The organism is Larkinella sp. C7, assembly GCF_006149005.1.
Taxonomy (GTDB): Bacteria; Bacteroidota; Bacteroidia; order Cytophagales; family Spirosomataceae; genus Larkinella.
The window spans coordinates 333546-352689 of the sequence record NZ_VBSL01000003.1 but is presented as its reverse complement, the minus strand read 5'-3'; the positions used below and the strand labels follow the sequence as shown (position 1 = coordinate 352689).

Genomic DNA, 19144 nt, shown 5'->3' with positions numbered 1-19144 from the left:
TGGATTCCTTGTTGTGATGACTAAAAAGGTCAAAAGTCTGGCCGAGCAGGCGTTGTTTGCTTCAGCCATTTTTATTCTGTTTCTTCTGCTTTTCGAGAGTAAAATTGTGGTGCCGACCTGGGTGCAGCCCATCGGGCGGATGCACCCGCTTTTCCTCCATTTCCCCATCGTTATCCTGTTGCTGGCGATGGCGATGGAACTGTTTCGGTTCAACGCTTCCTATGCCGCTAACGAATTTTACCGCGGTTTTTTATCCAACTTGCTCCTAGTTGGCGTCCTATCGGCCGGTATTACGGTCATCATGGGTCTGTTTCTGTCCAAAGAAGACGGTTATTCCGGGGAAGTGTTGCAGTGGCACAAATGGTCGGGCATCGGCCTGTTCTACCTCTCCTGCCTGATTTACTGGAGCCGCAACCGGGATTGGTACCAGGCCACGGTGGCCCGATCGGGGGCCATTCTGGCCGTTGTTTTCCTGATTGGCGCGGGGCATTACGGGGCGGTTTTAACGCACGGCGACAACTTCATTACCGGCCCGATCAGCAACCCGAGCGTTGAACCGGTGGCACTCGATCAGGCGCTGGTATTCGATCACGTCATTCAACCCATTTTTCAGCAAAAGTGCATCAGTTGCCACAATCCCGAGAAGCTGAAAGGCGAACTGAACATGGCCGACGTCGATGCCCTGCTGAAAGGCGGCAAATCCGGCAAACTGTTCAAAGCCGGTTTTCCCGACCAGAGCCTGTTGCTCCAGCGTATTCACCTGCCGCTGGAAGAGAAAAAACACATGCCGCCGACGGGTAAAACACAGTTGACGGCCGACGAAATGACGCTGCTGGCCCTCTGGGTGAAAAGCAAACCGGATTTCAAGAAAAGGGTCATCGATTTACCGCCCACCGATTCATTACGGCGCATTGCTGCCACCCTGCTCAAACCCGCCGAACAGCAGGAAGTGGTCTATGAATTCGATGCGGCTGATGAAGAGACGGTTCAGAAACTCAACAACGATTACCGGACGATTGCTCCCCTGGCCCGGGAGTCACCGGCCCTGGCGGTCAACCTCTACAACCGGAACACCTATTCCGTGGATAAACTGAAGGAACTGAGTGACATCAAACAACAGGTGGTTTCGCTGAGCCTGAACAAACTACCGGTGAAAGATGCGGATCTGAAAACGATTGCCCAGTTTGAAAACCTGCAAAAGCTGGATTTGAATTTCACCGACATCACCGGCAAAGACCTGAAAGAACTGGCGGCCCTGAAGCACCTCAACACCCTGACCTTGTCGGGCACCAAAGTGACTTACGCCGACTTGCAGAAACAGATCGGCGATTTCAAAAGCCTGAAAACCGTCTCGCTCTGGGAAACCAAACTGTCGGGTCCGGAGATTCAGCAATTGCAGAAAGCCAATCGAAACATCGCGTTTATTGCCGGGTTTAAAGACGACGGCAAAAACCCGATTACGCTGAACCCACCGCAGATTAAAAACAGTTCGACGATCTTCGATAAACCAACGGCCCTGCAACTGAAGCACCCGATCAAAGGCGTTGAGATTCGCTTCACCACCGATGGCACCGAGCCCGACAGCGTCAACTCACCGGTTTTCAACAACCAGACGGTGCTAACGGACCGGGCAACCATCAAGGCCCGGGCGTTCAAAGATGGCTGGTTTGGCAGCAGTACGGCCACCTTCGATTTTTACAAAAGTGCCTACAAACCCGACAGTGTCAATCTGTTGCTGCCGCTCAACCGCGTTCACCAGGCCGAGGGAGCCAAATCGCTGTTTGACCACAAGCTCGGTACGTTCAACGCCAACAGCCCGGCCTGGGCCAACAACTGGACGGGCGTCCGCAACAACGACATGGTGCTGGTGGCCGAATATAAAAAACCGGTCACGGTTTCCTCCGTGGCCCTGCGCATCATGGTGGAAGAAGCCACCGGTATTTTTCCGCCGGGCACCGTCGAAATCTGGGGGGGCGACAGCCGCGACAAGATGAAACTGCTTACGACGGTAAAGCCGAAAATGCCCGTCAAAGGCGAAACGCCCTCGATCCCGAATGTAACCTGCACCTTCAAACCGCAACCGCTGGCCTACATCAAAGTGGTCGCCAAACCGTGTACGCTGCCGGAATGGCACGGCGGCAAAGGCAAACCGGGGCTGGTGCTGGTGGATGAGATGTTTGTGAATTGAAAACAGGCCAGTAGAGACACGCACATTTTCAAGTGTTTAGAACCGCATGTTAATGGGTAATGGCATATGGATCAGAAGAAACACCCCTTCAATCGACCCGCAGAACTTGTTGTATGGCAACAGTTTCTGTCTGGCGATACCGTGGCTTTTGCCTATCTGATGTCTTCTCATTTTCAGGTTCTGTTTCGGTATGGCAGTAAATTTTCGAAAGACAAGGAGTTTGTCAAGGACTGCATCCAGGACCTGTTTCTGATCATTTGGGAACGTCGTGACCGACTCAGTGCGGAGGTTGCGGTGAAGCCCTACCTGATGGCCTCGCTCCGTCGGCTGATGAACCGCAGCGGACAATCCCGAACTGGTTTATCGACTGAAATTCCCAGCGAAAACCAGGAGGGCTTTGACATTGAATATTCGGTTGAAGAGGAGTACATCGAACAGGAAAGCGTCCGGGTCGTTACCCAACGTTTCAAAAAGCTGCTGGATGAACTTCCCAAACGGCAGAAGGAAGTTATTTATCTAAAATTCTTTCAGGAAATGGACCGTAACCAGATTTCGGAGGTGATGGACATTTCTCCCCAAACGGTATCCAATCTGCTTCAGATTGCCATCAGACAACTAAAGGAATACTGGAAAGTCGAATTCTTAACGCTGCTTCTGGTCCATTTTTACGCATAACCGGACCAGGCCAATTGGCAACATTCTATTTTTTTTCAAAATAATTCTACTTCTTTTGGTATCGCGGCTGTGATTTCGTCTATCGTAGGGTATAGAAGATGCACAGGCAGGTATGAATCAATTCAAAAGTTACGAAACCGGCGATTTTGTCTGGGATCCTTTTTTCCGGCAGTGGGTTCTTTCGCCCACCAGCGAGACGGATTTCTTCTGGCATCAATGGATGCAGGAAAACCCGGACCGCGCCGACCGGATTCACGAAGCCCGAGCCGTTGTGCTGTCTCTTCAGGTAAACGAACCTGCGTTGCCGGCGCACGAAATTGAACAGGTTGTCAAATCGACGATTTCCAGAATACATCAACCGACCTCAGCAATCCCGGAGTATCAGCAACGCCCTTTACCGGTTTATAAACGCCGTTGGTTTCAGGTGGCCGCATCGGTCAGTGTTGTTTTGCTGGCTGCGTGGCTGACACACTCCTATTTCCGTTCCGGGCAGCCATCCACCCGGCTGGATGCGCCCTTCGCGATTGCCAACAATCAGACATCGGCCATTACCGATACCGCGAATACATCATCCCAACCGGTCGTGATCCACCTCGAAGATGGCAGTACCGTTACCCTCGCGCCCGCCAGCCGGATTCACTACGCCAAAAACTTTTCAACCCCCAAACGGGAAGTCTACCTCAACGGAGAAGCTTTTTTTGAAGTCGCCAAAGATCCGGCCCATCCTTTTTTGGTTTATGCAAATGGACTGGTTACCAAAGTCTTAGGAACCAGTTTTACGGTGAAAGCCTACGAAAGTTCGCGGGAAGTTATCGTTGAAGTGAAAACCGGACGCGTTTCGGTATTTGCCCAGTCGGACCCCAAAGCCAGGGAAAAAGCCATCAACCGCGAGCTGGACGGGGTCGTTCTTTCTCCCAATCAAAAAATTGTGTACAAAACGGACGAGGTACGAATGCGAAAGACCCTGGTGGAAAAACCCGTGTTGCTCAAGACCGTTGTTCAGCCTTCGTTCCACTTTGAAGACAAACCCGCGAACGAAGTTTTCGCTGCGCTCGAAAAAGCCTACGGTGTTCCGATCATTTATGACAGAGACCTGATGATGGACTGCCCTTTAACGGCTTCCCTGGACAGTATGGCATTATATGATCAGCTAACCATCATCTGTAAAGCCATAGAGGCTCGGTATGAGCTGGTGGAAGGGCAAATTGTTATTCACGGCAAGGGATGTAAAACGAATTAAAGCGTACCTGTCAAGCGGGTTTATAAACTGGCTGAATTCTTTTTCTGATCGAAATAACCTAAACCCTTAAAACTTTATGCGGTATGATGACCCCAAAAACCTGCAATCTGAAAAGGTGCCGGGCTGAGTTCGTTCGGTCCGGTTAAATCCCAACGCTTCCCTGCAAAACCGCTTTTAATGCTACTCCCCGAAAAAGGGAGCGAGGAAAACTATTGCCTGTTTAAACTCCTATACCCTTAACTTTTATGAAAAAACCCATACAGATTCAACCGTTCGTCTGTCGAATCTTCTGCCGAACCCTGGGTCTCACTGCGATTCAGACCCTGTTCGCTTTTTGCTTTGCCGGACTGGGCTACGCCAGCGACGGCGTAGCCCAGTCGCTTCTTAATCAGAAAATCACGGTCAGGGCGCAGGAAATGGAGATAAAAAAGGTACTGAGCCAGGTGGAACGGCAGATAGACGTCCGCTTTGTGTTTAGCTCGAAGCTGATTCAATCCAGCCGAAAAATCACCCTTTCTGCCGAGAACAAACCGCTTCAGCAGGTATTGGACCACATCCTGAGCCCGCTGGGATTGCAGTATGAACTGACCGGAAAAGTCATTATTATCAGACGCGAAGAAGCGGCACCGGTACAACTCCCGCCGGTGGGACAGGTAGCCCCCAAGCGTACGGTTTCCGGAAAAGTGCTCGATGAAACCGGGAAAGGATTACCCGGTGTCAGTGTCGTTGTGAAGGGAACGCAGCGGGGTACGATTACGAACGGAGAGGGCGACTTTCAGATGGAAACGGAAGACAATGCCACCCTCGTTTTTAGCTTCGTTGGCTACAAGAGCCAGGAAATGACCGTGGGCAACCAGAGCACCTTTTCCATTGCACTTGCTCCGGAAGACCGGGCGCTGGAAGAAATCGTGGTGGTAGGCTACGGAACGCAGAAACAGCGGGAAGTTACCGGTTCCATCGCATCACTGCCTGCGGCCCAACTGGAAGACCAGCCGGTGGGTCAGTTGGCTCAGAAGCTTCAGGGACGAATCGCCGGTGTGCAGATCAACCAGGCTTCGGGCACACCCGGCAGCGGAATGGCCATCCGGATTCGCGGGGCGGCTTCCATCAATGCCGGAAACACGCCCCTGTATGTGGTCGACGGGTTTCCGATTGTGGGCGGGATCAACAACATCAACCCCAACGAAATCGAAAACTTCTCCGTCCTGAAAGGCGCTTCGGCGGCTGCTTTATACGGATCGCGGGCGGCCAACGGGGTGATTCTGATTACCACGAAACAGGCCAAAGAAGGCCGGACCACCATCCAGTTCAGCGCCACCTACGGCATTGCCCAGGTTCCGCAGCGGGGGCGGGCCAAGCTCATGAATGCGAAGGAGTTTTTACAGGACCGGAAAGAAATTTTTGAAGACAAAATTAAATACGAAGGCTACACCGGCGGTATCCCGGAGCTGTATCAGAACCCCGAAGCCTACACCGGAAAAAGCACCGACTGGTATAACGAACTCTTGCAGACGGGCGGGCAGAACAGCTATAACCTTTCCATTTTATCAAACAAAAACAATTTCAGTTCGGCCACCACCCTGGGCTATTACAAAGAGAAAGGGGTGGTCTTGAACACCAACTACGAGCGGTTTTCCCTGCGGTCCAACAATCAGTACAAGATCAACGATTTTGCCCGGGTCGGCATCAACATTGCCCCAACCTATCAGCGCAGTCTGAATCAGGAAACCGACGGTTTTTACAGCACGCTCTATTCGGCCATCATTACGCCCCCCATCTTTTCGCCCGATGACAAAAACCCCGACGGTTCTGTCAAACTCAGTTTTACCGGACCGGGGCTTTTCACGTTTCCGAACTGGAAAAAAACCTTGCTGGAAACCACCAACCGGACCAACTCAACCCGGATTTTGAGCAATGCCTACGCCGAAATCGACTTTCTGAAGAATTTCCGGTTCAAAAGCTCCCTCTCGCTGGATCTGGAAAGCCGCAAACAGCGCATTTTCAACCCGTCGACGGCGGGCGGCATTTTTTCGCCCCCACCCAAGCTGGCCACCGGATCGTACGAAACGAATGAATATACCTCGTGGCTGACCGAGAATACCCTCAATTACAGCAAATCCTTTGCGACAGACCACCATGTCGAAGCCCTTGTGGGGTATTCGGCCCAGCAGTTCCGGCAGGAAACCAACCGGCTCACGGGCACCAGCTTTCCAGACGATGCCGTTACCTGGATCGACGCGGCTGCCATCAAAAATGGGAACAGCAACTCAACGGAATGGTCGTTGCTCTCGATGTTTAGCCGTGTGAATTACAACTACAAAGGAAAATACCTGTTGGCCGCTTCCATTCGCCGGGATGGTTCCTCCCGGTTTGGGTCGGCAAACCGCTGGGGTTCTTTCCCCTCCATATCGGCGGGCTGGATTATTTCGGACGAAAGTTTTGCTCAAAAATGGAGCAGCGTGAGCTACCTGAAATTACGGGCCGAATACGGAGATGCCGGTAATTTTAACATTGGGAATTACAGCCAGTTTGGCAACATCGTCTCCACCAACTACCTATTCGGAAATGCCCTCGTGCAGGGACGAAGCCCCAACACGATTGGCAATACGAGCCTGACCTGGGAAACCACCACCGGAATGGACATTGGCCTGGATGTGGGGCTGCTAAACGACCGGATTTCGTTAACGGCGGATTATTACAACAAAAGAACCAAAAACATGCTGTATCAGGTGGATATTCCGACGGGTACCGGTTTTTCCAACATCCAGGACAACATTGGCGAATTTCATTTCTGGGGGTATGAATTTGGCGCCACCACCCGGAATCTGGTCGGTACGCTGAAATGGAGCAGCGATTTCAATATTTCTTTCAACCGCAACAAGGTTATCAAGTTAGGAACCAATGACACGCCCATCGGAGGCATCGGCAACTATTCCAGTACGATCTGGAAAACGGAAGTGGGCCATCCGATCGGGCAGTTCTACGGCTATTTATTCGATGGCATCTACAAAACGCAGGAAGAGTTTGATTCACAGCCCAAACACAGCACCTCCAAGGTGGGCACCATGCGCATGAAAGACATCAACGGCGACGGGATCATCAACACCCTGGATAAAACGTACATCGGCAACCCCAATCCGAAATTTGTGTATGGCATCAACAATACGTTTGCCTACAAAAATCTGGATCTGAATGTTGTGATTTCGGGGGCCTACGGCGGAAAAATGTACTATGCACTGGCGGAATGGACCGAAACGCTGGAAGGCATTTTCAATGTCGAAACGTACATGAAAGACCGCTGGCGGTCGCCCGAAAACCCCGGTGCCGGTATTGTCGGCCGTTCGCTGTCGGGAACCACCGAATTTCCGCGCAATGTGCAGGACCGTCTGGCGCTCGATGCCTCGTATCTGACCGTAAAAAACATCACGCTGGGCTACACCCTGCCGAAAGTATCGCGCTACATCACCAAATCCCGGATTTTTCTGAGTGTGCAACAGGCGCTGGTTTTGACCAAATACAAAGGAGCTAATCCGGAAGCCAGTTTCAACGGTTTGAGCGGCCTGAGCGAAGGGGTCGACATCAGCCCGTATCCGGTTCCCCGGACGTTTGCGCTGGGTCTGAATTTGAATTTTTAATCGTATCGAAAATCAAAGACATGAAAAAGCTCCTGTATATATCGTTTTTAACGACCTTGCTCCTGACGGGCTGTTCCGAAGATTTTCTGGAACGCGTGCCGGAAAGCTCCGTAACGTCCGGTAATTTTTACCAGACCGAAGCCCAGTTCGAACAGGCCATGGTGGGTGCCTATGCGGCAGTCCGGGACGCCAAAGGATCGATTGCCGCCTGGTGCATGGGCGAGATGCGTTCCGACAACACGCACCTTGAGTTCAACAACACCAACCGTGGCCCGGCCTATATCGAGCGGGAATACACTGATTTTTTTCTGGATGATGTCACCAGTACGCTGGTCGCCGACAAGTATAACCGGTGTTACGTCGGCATTGCCCGCGCCAACAGCATCATCGACTACCTGCCCGGGGCGGGGCTGAGCCAGCAGGTAGCCGACCGGCTGACGGGTCAGGCCCGGTTTCTGCGGGCGTTGTTTTACTTTGATCTGGTGCGGTATTTTGGCGGGGTTCCGCTATACCTGAAAGCGGTCTCAGGAGCCGGTGATGCCTATCTTCCGCGTTCGTCCGTGGAGGAGGTGTATAAAGTCATTGTCGACGACCTGAAAGATGCCATTGCCAAACTACCGGCACCGGCGTTTCCGCAAACAGGACGCGCCACGCAGGCAGCGGCTAAAATGCTGCTGGCCGATGTGTATCTGACGCAGAAGAATTTTGCCCTGGCCGAAACCGAATTAAAGGGCATTACCCCGATGGGCTTTGCGCTTCTGCCCGACTATGCCTCGGTTTTCAGCTTATCGAATAAAAACAGCCGGGAGTCGCTGTTCGAGATTCAGTATCAACAGGGCAATCAGGGTCAAAACAGCAACTTTCTGTATCCTTTTCTGCCCCTGGCTTCGGACGTCAGCAAGATCACCGGCATCACCTCCCAAAATCGCCAGGGGGGTGGCTGGAACGTTCCGACTTTCGAGATGATCGGCACCTACGAACCCGGCGACAAGCGGCTGGAAGCGTCGATTGGCATTGCGGAGGGCACCGGCGTGGTGGGCGACATGGCCATTGAAACCCTGAAAAGCCCGGTTGGCTACGTCAAACCGGCGGGTAAAAGGGCGTATCCGTACATCAAAAAGTACCTCCACCCCCACAGTCTGGAGCAGAATACTGACGACAATTTTCCGATTTATCGTTATTCCGATGTGCTCCTGGGGCTGGCCGAAGCCCTCAATGAACAAAATAAAGGTGCCGAGGCTCTGACCTATCTAAACCCGGTTCGGGTTCGGGCGGGTCTGGCCCCGTCGACGCAAACCGGTCAGGCAGCTTTGCGGGACCTGATCGCCCACGAACGGCGTGTTGAATTGGCCTTTGAAAACAAACGGTGGCTGGATTTGGTCCGCACCGGTAAAGCCATCGAGGTGATGAACAAGAACGGGGAGTACATCAAGGCGTTTCATGCCGGCGAATCGTATCTGCCCGGTACCAGTTACAATGTAACCCAGAACCGTTTGCTGTTCCCGATACCGAATCGCGAAATATTGATCGGTAAGCTGCAACAAAATCCGGGTTATTAACGCGGGATGTGGGTAAAAAACAAGATGAACCTGTTTTATAAATGAGACGCTCCAGGGCGGTTTGCTTATAAAACAGGTCTTTTAAATTTTAGTCCAATTTTAGTCAGTCCAGACGTTACAATGAAAAGGCTTTCTTATTTGCTGTTCATGGTGGCAGGTAGTGCAGGTGCTTTCCAATCCTGCTCTACGGGCTTGACGAGCGGGTCAGCGGAGGAGAAATTACCGGAAACCGTCAGCTATAACTTTGACATTCGGCCTATTCTGTCGGATAAATGCCTGGCCTGCCACGGGCCGGATGCCAACAAGCGGGAGGCCGGTCTGCGGCTCGATGTCGCCGAAAGCGCCTTCAAAGCCCTCGCTGAAAACCCGACGGCCCACGCGCTGGTGGCCGGGAAGCCCGAACTGTCGGAGGCTTTTCTGCGGATCACCACGCAGGATACGTCCCTGCTGATGCCACCACCGTCGTCTAACCTGAAGCTCTCCACCCGCGAAATCAACCTGATTGAAAAGTGGATCAAACAGGGCGCAAAGTACGAAAAACACTGGGCGTTTGTGGCTCCCCAAAAAGCGGCCCTGCCGCCCATCGATCAGACGGCGTGGCCACGGAATGAGATCGATTATTTTATTCTCCACAAACAGGAGCAGAAAGGCCTGGCCCCCAACGAAGAATCCGACAAGGAACGCCTGCTCAAGCGCGTCAGTCTGGACCTGACCGGATTACCGCCCACCTTGTCGATGATGGATCAGTTTTTGGCCGACAACAGTCCGAAGGCCTACGAAAAAGTGGTCGATCAGTTGCTGAAAAGTCCGGCCTATGGCGAGAAAATGGCGCTGCACTGGCTGGATCTGGCCCGGTATGCCGACTCCTACGGCTACCAGATGGATAATTTCCGGACGCAGTGGCCGTGGCGGGATTGGGTCATTCATGCCTTCAACCAGAACATGCCCTACGACCGGTTTGTCACCTGGCAACTGGCGGGCGACCTCCTGCCGGTATCGCCCGGTGGCTCCTCCAATAAGGAACAGCTCCTGGCGACCGGTTTTAACCGCAACCATAAAATCACCGAAGAAGGTGCTGTCGACGAAGAAGAATACCGGGTTACCTACGTGACCGACCGCAACGACACCTTTGGCAAAGGGCTGCTGGGGATCACGCTGGAATGTGCGCATTGCCACGACCACAAGTATGACCCCTTCTCGCAGAAAGAATATTATCAGCTCTTCGCCTTTTTCAACAACGTCGATGAAATGCGCCCCAAATACACGGCCATCGACCCCGCCGTTGGCAAACCGGAATCCTATGCCAAAAAACCGCTGATGGAAATCAGTAACGACGATGTAAAGAGCCTGTTGAAGTTCATCAACAAACCGGACACCAGCCGCCTGATTGTATCCGTCATGGGTGATCTGGATACGCTTCGCAAAACGTACATTCTGAAAAGGGGTGTTTTCGATGCCTACGGCGACGAAGTGCAGCCCGGTACCCCCATATCCATTCTGCCGTTCAACAAAAAATATCCCCAAAACCGCCTTGGACTGGCCCAGTGGCTGTTCGACAAAAAGAATCCGCTGACGGCCCGCGTCTACGTCAATCGCATCTGGCAGGAATTCTTCGGGCGGGGCATCGTCAAAACCGCCGGGGACTTCGGGATGCAGGGCGAGCTTCCCTCCCATCCGGAACTGCTGGACTGGCTGGCCGTCGACTTTATGCAGCACGGCTGGAACATCAAACGGCTGGTCAGGCAGATCGTTACGTCGGCCACCTACCGCCAGTCGATTGTCGTTAGCCCCGAAAAGCTGCGGGCCGATCCGGAGAACGTGTTGCTGGCCCGGGCACCGCGCTACCACATGCAGGCCGAACTGGTGAAAGATCTGGTGCTGGCGAGCAGCGGTCTGCTGAACCGGGCCATCGGTGGACCCAGTGTAAAACCGTATCAACCGCCCGGTTTGTGGGAAAGTGCCACCGCCGGGGGCGACGGCATGTTGTCGACCTATAACCAGGATCACGGTCCGGCTTTGTACCGGCGTGGTATGTACACGTTCATCAAGCGAACCGTTCCGCCCCCCTCCATGGCCATCTTCGATGCCAGCAACCGCGACCAATGCGAAGTAGGGCGGAGCAAAACCAACACGCCTTTGCAGGCGCTGGTGATGATGAACGACCCCACGGTTTTGGAAGCTTCGCGGGTGCTGGCGGCCCGTTTGTTGCAGGAAAAAACCGGGATGGAAACCAAAATCGGCCAGGCCTTCCGGCTGATTGTCAATCGAAAACCGACCCAACCGGAACTGAGCGTACTGGTGACCTATTTCGGAGAGGAAATGCAGACGATAAAAACGACGGAGATTGAAAAAGTGCTGGCCGTCGGGGAATATCCAGTTCCCGAAAAAATCGACAAAAAGCGGCTGGCGGCCCTGATGCGCGTGGTATCGATGATTTACAACCTGGAAGAATCCATTACTAAATCCTGACCGTCATGGAAAAAGAACTGCTGGACCATTTGATGACCTTCAACCGGCGACGGTTTTTCTCGAAACTGAGTTTGGGCCTGGGCAGTGCTGCGCTGGGTTCGCTGCTGATACCGGATCTGTTTAGCAAAAACAGCGATTCCGACGACCCTGATTTCATTCCCGGAACCCCGCATTTTGCGCCAAAAGCCAAGCGGGTCATTTATTTATTCCAGAATGGCGCACCCTCTCAGCTCGAAACGTTCGACTACAAACCCAAGTTGCGGGAGTTGTTCGGCAAAGACCTCCCGCCGTCGGTGCGGGGTGGGCAGCGACTCACCGGTTTTACCGCCACCCAGACCTCCCTGCCCCTGGCCGGATCGTTCGTCGATTTCAAGCAGTATGGGCAGTCGCGGGCGTGGGTGAGCGATCTGTTGCCGCACATGGCCAACATTGTGGATGATCTGTGCATCGTGAAATCGATGCACACCGAAGCCATCAACCACGATCCGGCCATCACGTTTTTTCAGACCGGTGCTCAGCAGGGCAACCGCCCGAGCATGGGCTCGTGGCTGAGCTACGGACTGGGCAATGAAAACAAAAACCTGCCCAATTTTACGGTGTTGATTTCCCGGGGAAAAGGCAACAGTCAGGGGGTGTATTCCAAACTGTGGTCGAACGGTTTTCTGGATTCGATTCACCAGGGCGTGCAGTTCAGCAAAGGCGAAGATCCGGTCCTGTACCTGCGCGACCCGGAAGGCATGGACCGCCAGTCGCGCCGGAAAATGCTCGACCGCTTGGCGGAAATGAACCAGCTGGCCTACGAGGAGGTGCATGATCCGGAGATCAATGCCAAAATCAAGCAGTACGAAATGGCGTACCGGATGCAAACCGCCGTGCCGGAAATTACGGACCTGTCGAAAGAACCGGATGATATTATCAAACTCTACGGCTCAGACTGTCTGATTCCCGGAACCTTTGCCGCCAACTGCCTGCTGGCCCGAAAGTTGTCCGAAAACGGCGTGCGGTTTGTGCAGTTATACCACCAGGGCTGGGATCAGCACGTCAATCTGCCCGAAGAGATTACCGGCCAGACCAAAGATGTCGATCAGGCATCGGCGGCTTTGGTGACCGACCTCAAACAACGCGGACTGCTCGACGAAACGCTGGTGATCTGGGGCGGTGAATTTGGCCGCACCTGCTTTAGCCAGGGCAAACTGACGAAAGAGAAATACGGCCGCGACCACCACCCGCGCAGCTTCACGATCTGGATGGCTGGGGGCGGCATTAAACCCGGTATGGTGTACGGCGAAACCGACGAATTCGGCTACAACACCATTGCGAACCCCGTTCACGTCCACGATTTTCAGGCCACGGTATTGCACCAGTTGGGTTTGAATCACGAGAAGCTGGTTTTCAAACACCTCGGCCGCCGGTACCGGCTAACGGATGTTTCGGGTAAAGTGGTCCGTGATATTCTGGCTTAGCGAAATCTACACCAATACTATTGTAGGCTACTGGTCGATTTTCAAACAATGACTACTTAACTATTTGATCGTTAACACAATTAATTTGCTATAATCGAAGGCGTTAGAATACGGTTTCACAAAATACCAGGGACAAACCACCAACGCCCGCCCGGCTGAAAAACCGGCTCGATTTTGACAAACACAAACAATCCGGGCCACTTGTCAATCTGACAAATGGCCCGGACTTTATTCGATTGCCGTTTACGACGGTGGTTCAGTCCACAAACTGACGGCGGAGTTTGTCACTGGCGTCCCGCAGACCGGCGGCCCAGTTGGGACCGGTTCCTTCAGCAAACAGGTCGTTGCCGGGAATGCCCAGCCGCCAGCGCACCGTTTTGTTGTTCTCGGGGTTGCGTCCTTCTTCGCGCAGGTAAATATCGGCGGCAACGATGTCATTCCGGAAACGCATCACCCGGCGCAGTTCGCTTTCCACCTGGTTTACCAGTTCGGGCGTTTCGTCGAAGCCGACGGTTTGCAAATCAATTTTGATGTTATCAACAGAATATTCCATGAGATTTCGATGGTTGGTTAACGTTTTGTACTGAATTAGAACCGGTAAAGGGCCGTGATCATCACCGGACTGCGGCTGTTGAGCAATTTGACCTCATCCATTAAATATACCTCGCCACCGTGGCGCAGCGTCAATAAAGCCGCCTGATCGATCAAGGAAGCATCCCCTTCGTTTTCATTTTCGTGGATGGTGGCCGTCAGGGTTTCTTCGTTGAAATGCCCCCAGGCTTGGGCATCGTGCCGAACAAACAGAGCCTCGATTCGACCCGTTACAGCGGCTTCCAGGATCTGGCGGAGATCACGCGAGACCAACTCACTTCCGCTGTTGTTCTGGTATTGTCTGATCCGTTGCAGACGCGGCCCCTCAAAGTAATCGCCCAGCTGTTCATTGGCCATCTGATGCAATTCATCAATCTGAACGTGATCAAAATTGCCCGTCAATCCGCCTTCGTGTAAATACGGATACGAGTTGACCTGCCGGTAGATGGGTTGGTAATAGGCAACCGATGCCAGCAGCAGCGGAATGGTCTGGGTGCCGTTAAGCTTCATCATGGCCTCGTCGACGAGCCGGAAATAATCGGCCAGCAGATGGTCTTTGTCTTTGTTGTCAGTATCGTCACTCGCATACATCGCCGTCATGCCGCCTGCCCCTTTCGTGCGTCCCTGCAATTCCTGCTCAAAATCGTAGTATTTCGTTACCTCTTCCATACCGGACGGCATTGCATCTCCGGTTTCAACAACGGTAATCGCGTACTGATCGGCCTGATAGAGCACTACGCCGTTTTTCCCAAGTTGCAGCAGGAAGTATTGCCGGGAAGGCTGCACGTACGACAGCAGGGGTCTTACCCAAAACTGCGGGCCAATTTTATGGAAATCGTCCAGCGGTACCGGACTGTCAAATGTAAAAAAGTGGTCGGAGCTGCGAAAAACCGCCAGGCCCTCGGAGCGGTGCCGCCAGAATTGCGGATCATCCAGGAGCGCATCCAGCGGTAGCATCAATGCATCGATCTCGTTGCCCGGGAGCGCCTGCGCTTCAAGTTCAAGCCGAATGGCCTGAAGGTGGTTTTTGAACGCAATGCTGTCCTGACCTTCCAATACTTCCTTACCCCGGCGGTGGGTCGGAATAAAAATCGAAATCGAATGCTCGTGAGCATGATCAGCCAGTTCAAGCAGGGCTTCTTTGTTAAAATCTAAGGACGTCATCGCGTGAATAGGATTAAAAACCGGGGCGGTGGTAGATAGGCAGAAACCGCATCGAACCCGGTCAGGTTAATAAGAACTCTAAAAAGTAAACCCGCCGGTTATGACAATGTTGGGTATACTTTTAGAATGGGATCGATTTTTTAACCCTAAACAGCGTCAGTGAGGGGGATAGGCAGGTTTTATTTTTTTATCAATTACTTACTCCACAATCCAGCGGCTCAACGTATTATACCGCCCCTCCAGCACGATTTTGTAAAAACCGGTGGGCAATTTAGAGACGTCGATCACGGCTTTTTCGGCTTTGACGGGGAGTTCGTCCATCAGCAAATACCGGTCGCGCTGGCCCTCTTCGAAATGGTTGGTGGTCGTGAGCCAGATTTTGACATGGCCTTCCGGGTCGGCGGCTTTCCAGCTCAGGGCGATTTTCCCGGCTTCTTTTTTCGCCGTCGGATGGGTCAGCGACAGCTTGCCGGTGAGCGGAATACCGTCAATCTCAAAGGTTTGTTCTTTCGGAATGGAAACCTGCAGGTGCCGGGCCAGCGTCGGCATGATGTCGACAATACCGGGGGTCGAATGTCGGAAATACGGATTCAGGTTTTTGGCGTTCGTCACCATCCACGTACTCCGCTCCCGCTCCGACTGCCCGCCGTGGTTTTTGCCGGTATCCGCGCTCCGGCCGTGGTCGGTTGTGATGAACACCTGCCAGTCTTCGCCAAACGTTTTCTGCCGGTACTGCACGGCTTTCCACAACCGCCCCATCTGGTCGTCCATCATCCGGATGGCCGCATGGAACCGCTCACCATCGCCGTACCGGTGGCCCATGTCATCTGTGTATTCCAGGTATACCCACGACAGATCCGGACTTTCCTGCCGGATGTAAGCCGCGGCTTCGTTCACCACTTTTTCGTCAATCTGGTGGATGTACAGCTTGTCTTTGTCGTGCGGAAAATGGAGCGTGTCCAGCTCAAAACCGTCGAACGAATAGTCGAGACGCAGGTGGCCCGTGGCCGGAAGTCCTTCACCCACCAGTTTAGTGCGGTTGTCGAGCCAGGTCGAGAAAACGGCGGTTTTTTTCTGGGGATATTGCGATTCAAAAAACCGGAAGATCGTCCAGTACTGATAATTCGGGTCCTTGATGTCGTTGTCCCAGACGTTGTGTTTGTTGACCCACGTCCCCGTCAGCAGGCTGTTGTAACCCACCGCCGAAATCGTCGGCGTCTGCGAATACGTCCCTTTCTGTCCACCAACGTATGCCCGGACATAACCGCCTTCCCGGGCAATCGCGTCCAGATTCGGTTTGGCAATCTTCTCGATTACATCCGCCGAAATACCGTCGACAATGACAAACAACGCCTTTCTTTTATCCGACTGGCCCCGGCAGAGCGACATAGATAAGAAACTGAAGAAAAGAAGGAACGGGATTCTAACAGGGTGCATGGTGATTACGAACAGTAAAAAGGTCAATAATGATGGGGAAAGTAGGTATTCGTGACCGAGCCATCGGCGAACAGTTCCAGGATGGCGTAACCGGGCGGAGTTTCCTGGTAATAATTCGGTGCGGCTGATTCGGCATCGCCTTTACCCCACCAAAAACCGCTCACGGCTCCGTTGCAGCAGTAATGAACACCGTTGTAAACCGCGTGGTCGAGCAGGTGCTGATGGCCACTCAGGCACACTTTCACCTTGTCGCGGTGCTGGTAAAAGAGCGCTTTCAGGGCTTTGAAATCCGAATGTCCACCGCCGACGAGGTAAGGCGTCACGCCCAGAATCGGGTAGTGCGACAGGAGCAAAACCGGCGTGCGGGCCGGGAGTTGGGCCAGTTCGTTTTTCAGCCAGTCCATCTGCTCGGTGTCCAGCGATACATTGGCGTTGTTGCCGTCGAGGATGATGAAATGCCAGCCTTTGCGCGAAAAGCTGTAATAACGGCCCGGCATGCCCAGTCGCTTCACCACGTAATTTTTGCCGTACATCGCATCGTCCGGCGTCGGAGCCGCCCACCACGGATCATGGTTACCGATGCAACTGAATACCTCAAACGACTGAATGGTTTTCCGGCAGTCATCCCAGATCGCCCACTGCGCCAGCATCTGCTCGCGGGTTACGTCCTTGTAATCAGCCGCGTGGATGGAGTCTCCGCCGTTCAGGAAGAAGTCGACCTTGTGCTTTTTGACGTCTTCCAGGCATTTCCGAAACCGCTCAGGGGCGCGGTCGCCCTCGCGGATGTGCACATCGGTGATGTGCGCCACCGTCAGCGTTGGCTTTTGGGGGCGCGGTTTTGTCAGTTCCGGGCTGGTCAGCGCGACCAGCCCGGTTTGTTTGAGCCAAAGGCGTCGATTCATAGCACGTTGATTACCAGCCAAAAATCTGCTTGAGCGCCGGGTTCAGCAACACCTGCTGCTGCGGCACGGGCCGGTAATAATATTTGGGATCGTCGAATTTCCGGGGCGTCGTTTCGGTCACCATCGTACCGCCGTTCGCGCCGTTTTTCAAATATACCGTCACATCGTCGGTGCTGCTGCCGGTTTTGTAATAAATCAGCGTCAAGCCCAGCGAATTTTTCTCTTTCTTGTCCTCCGTCGGAATCGACACGCTCTTGTCGATCAGGATGATGTCCTCCACGCCGTCGCCGGTCAGGTCGTATTTGCCCAGGCCGGGGAAGTACATGCCTTCGGGAATCGTGGTCAGCAATTTACCGGCTTTCCAGCGCATGAGGTCATCGTAGCGCGAATTTTCGAAGGCAAACTCCACGCGCCGTTCGCGCCGGATTTCGAGCAGAACGCCCCGGTTGGCCCCGCTCAGGTTCGGGTATTTCTGCCCCATGAACGGATCGGGCGTGGCATTGGCTTTGGCCAGGTCGAGGTTGGGCAATCCGGCCCGCTTCCGCAACAGGTTCACCGACTGGTCGAGATCGGCCTGGGTCAGTTTGCCGAGTTCGGCCTGCGCTTCGGCGTAAATCAGCAGGGCTTCGGCGTAACGGTACACCGGGAAGTCGACACTGTTGACGGTATTGGTATTCGTATTGTTGATGAACCCTTTCAACTGGTGGTAGCCCGTAAAGTTCTTGTTCAGCCGCTGGATGTAGGGCTGCGCGTCGGGCTGGCGCACCCAGCCGGGATAGGCCACGGTTTGCATCAGACGCGGGTCGCGGTTCTGAAACTCCTTCACAAAACCGAATTGCTGGTAGCCGGTCTGGCCCGAAAAATACGAACCGTCCTTCATCAGGTAGGTCTGCACCAGGTCGCGGGCGGGTGCCTGCTCGTAATCCCCGAAAACCGTCCCGTTGACGCCCCCACTCCGTTTTTTATCCACATCGTAGGCATTCGTCAGGATCACTTCCGGGTTGGTCAGCAGGTTCTGGCTCGAGAACAGGGCCGCATAATCCTCGTTCGGTTTTCCGGTATTGTAAATGGAAAACTTCTTCGACGCCATGATTTCAGCGGAAACCGTCGCGGCCGTTTCCAGGAACGCATTGGCCGTGGCTTGCAGGTTCAGTTCGTCGTGGTATTTGCGGTAGGTGCCTTCGTAGAGCGCCACCCGGGCCTGCAACAGCTTGGCGGCCCATTTGCCGGGCGTGCCGGTCGGTACGTTTTCGCGCACATTGGCAGCCGCAAAGGCCAGATCGGCCATCACGCTGTCCACCACCATCGTGCGGGCGTCGCGCGGTTTGTACAAAGCCGGATCGTCGGGGTTTAGCGATCCCGAATACCAGGGCACGTCGGAATACCGCTTCACCTTGTCGAAATAAAACTCCGCCCGGTAATACCGCGCCAGGCCCGCGTAATGGTTCCGAACCGCCGGAGCGACGTTGGCTTTTCGGTAGTTGTCCAGAAAATAGTTGATGTTCCTCAACCGCCCCCAACTCCAACCGCCGGTGATGTTCTGGGCGGTGGGCGTGCCGGTCATGATGGTTTTGACCTCCACGGCACCGGTCGTGGCGGCATTGTCGGTGTTCTGGTCGTTCAGATAGGATTCCGTGCCGGGCAGCGAAAGCAGGCCATTCGTGTACAGCGCCAGGTCTTCTTCGGTATTGAAAAATGCTTCCGGCGCGATGGACGTTTGCGGATACCGGTCCAGAAAATCGTCGTTGCAGGCGGTGGCCCCGATCAGCAGGCCGGAAAGCAGGAGATAGAAAGTCTTTTTCATGATTTCGAGCGAGTTAG

General features: G+C 53.8%; 12 protein-coding genes. 7 read left to right on the top strand and 5 right to left on the bottom strand.

The window, feature by feature from the left end; all coding sequences use genetic code 11:
• Positions 1-16: 16 nt before the first annotated feature.
• The 7 genes from FH871_RS09770 to FH871_RS09740 all read left to right on the top strand — a co-directional run bounded on the left by FH871_RS09770 (position 17) and on the right by FH871_RS09740 (position 13229).
• A complete protein-coding gene (locus tag FH871_RS09770; RefSeq protein ID WP_138991254.1) occupies positions 17-2188 on the top strand; it encodes a c-type cytochrome domain-containing protein in 2172 nt (723 codons plus the stop codon).
• Between the two features lie 66 nt (positions 2189-2254).
• Positions 2255-2863, top strand: a complete 609-nt coding sequence (locus FH871_RS09765) for an RNA polymerase sigma factor (protein ID WP_138991253.1) — start codon at positions 2255-2257, stop codon at positions 2861-2863.
• A gap of 112 nt (positions 2864-2975) precedes the next feature.
• A complete protein-coding gene (locus tag FH871_RS09760; protein WP_138991252.1) occupies positions 2976-4103 on the top strand; it encodes a FecR family protein in 1128 nt (375 codons plus the stop codon).
• 245 nt (positions 4104-4348) lie between these two features.
• The gene (locus FH871_RS09755) at positions 4349-7738 is read left to right on the top strand and encodes a TonB-dependent receptor (protein ID WP_229317180.1); all 3390 of its coding nucleotides are present in this window, start codon (positions 4349-4351) and stop codon (positions 7736-7738) included.
• Between the two features lie 20 nt (positions 7739-7758).
• Positions 7759-9297 (top strand): RagB/SusD family nutrient uptake outer membrane protein, encoded by a 1539-nt coding sequence (locus FH871_RS09750; protein WP_138991251.1) that lies wholly within the window; start codon positions 7759-7761, stop codon positions 9295-9297.
• 120 nt (positions 9298-9417) lie between these two features.
• The gene (locus FH871_RS09745) at positions 9418-11766 is read left to right on the top strand and encodes a PSD1 and planctomycete cytochrome C domain-containing protein (protein WP_138991250.1); all 2349 of its coding nucleotides are present in this window, start codon (positions 9418-9420) and stop codon (positions 11764-11766) included.
• Positions 11767-11771: 5 nt separating this feature from the next.
• Complete coding sequence (locus tag FH871_RS09740; protein WP_138991249.1) at positions 11772-13229, top strand: DUF1501 domain-containing protein; 1458 nt, start codon at positions 11772-11774, stop codon at positions 13227-13229.
• Positions 13230-13485: 256 nt separating this feature from the next.
• Here FH871_RS09740 and FH871_RS09735 read toward each other — a convergent pair whose 3' ends face one another.
• The 5 genes from FH871_RS09735 to FH871_RS09715 form a co-directional block, all read right to left on the bottom strand.
• Positions 13486-13782, bottom strand: coding sequence for an HPF/RaiA family ribosome-associated protein (locus FH871_RS09735; RefSeq protein ID WP_138991248.1), 297 nt, complete (start codon positions 13780-13782; stop codon positions 13486-13488).
• A gap of 35 nt (positions 13783-13817) precedes the next feature.
• On the bottom strand, positions 13818-14984 hold the full coding sequence (locus tag FH871_RS09730; RefSeq protein WP_138991247.1) for a hypothetical protein: 1167 nt from the start codon (positions 14982-14984) through the stop codon (positions 13818-13820).
• Between the two features lie 198 nt (positions 14985-15182).
• On the bottom strand, positions 15183-16373 hold the full coding sequence (locus FH871_RS09725) for an alkaline phosphatase family protein (protein WP_229317178.1): 1191 nt from the start codon (positions 16371-16373) through the stop codon (positions 15183-15185).
• 71 nt (positions 16374-16444) lie between these two features.
• Positions 16445-17323: a metallophosphoesterase gene (locus tag FH871_RS09720; RefSeq protein ID WP_138991245.1), complete on the bottom strand. Its 879-nt coding sequence runs from the start codon at positions 17321-17323 to the stop codon at positions 16445-16447.
• Positions 17324-17333: 10 nt separating this feature from the next.
• On the bottom strand, positions 17334-19127 hold the full coding sequence (locus tag FH871_RS09715) for a RagB/SusD family nutrient uptake outer membrane protein (RefSeq protein ID WP_138991244.1): 1794 nt from the start codon (positions 19125-19127) through the stop codon (positions 17334-17336).
• Between the last annotated feature and the right edge of the window lie 17 nt (positions 19128-19144).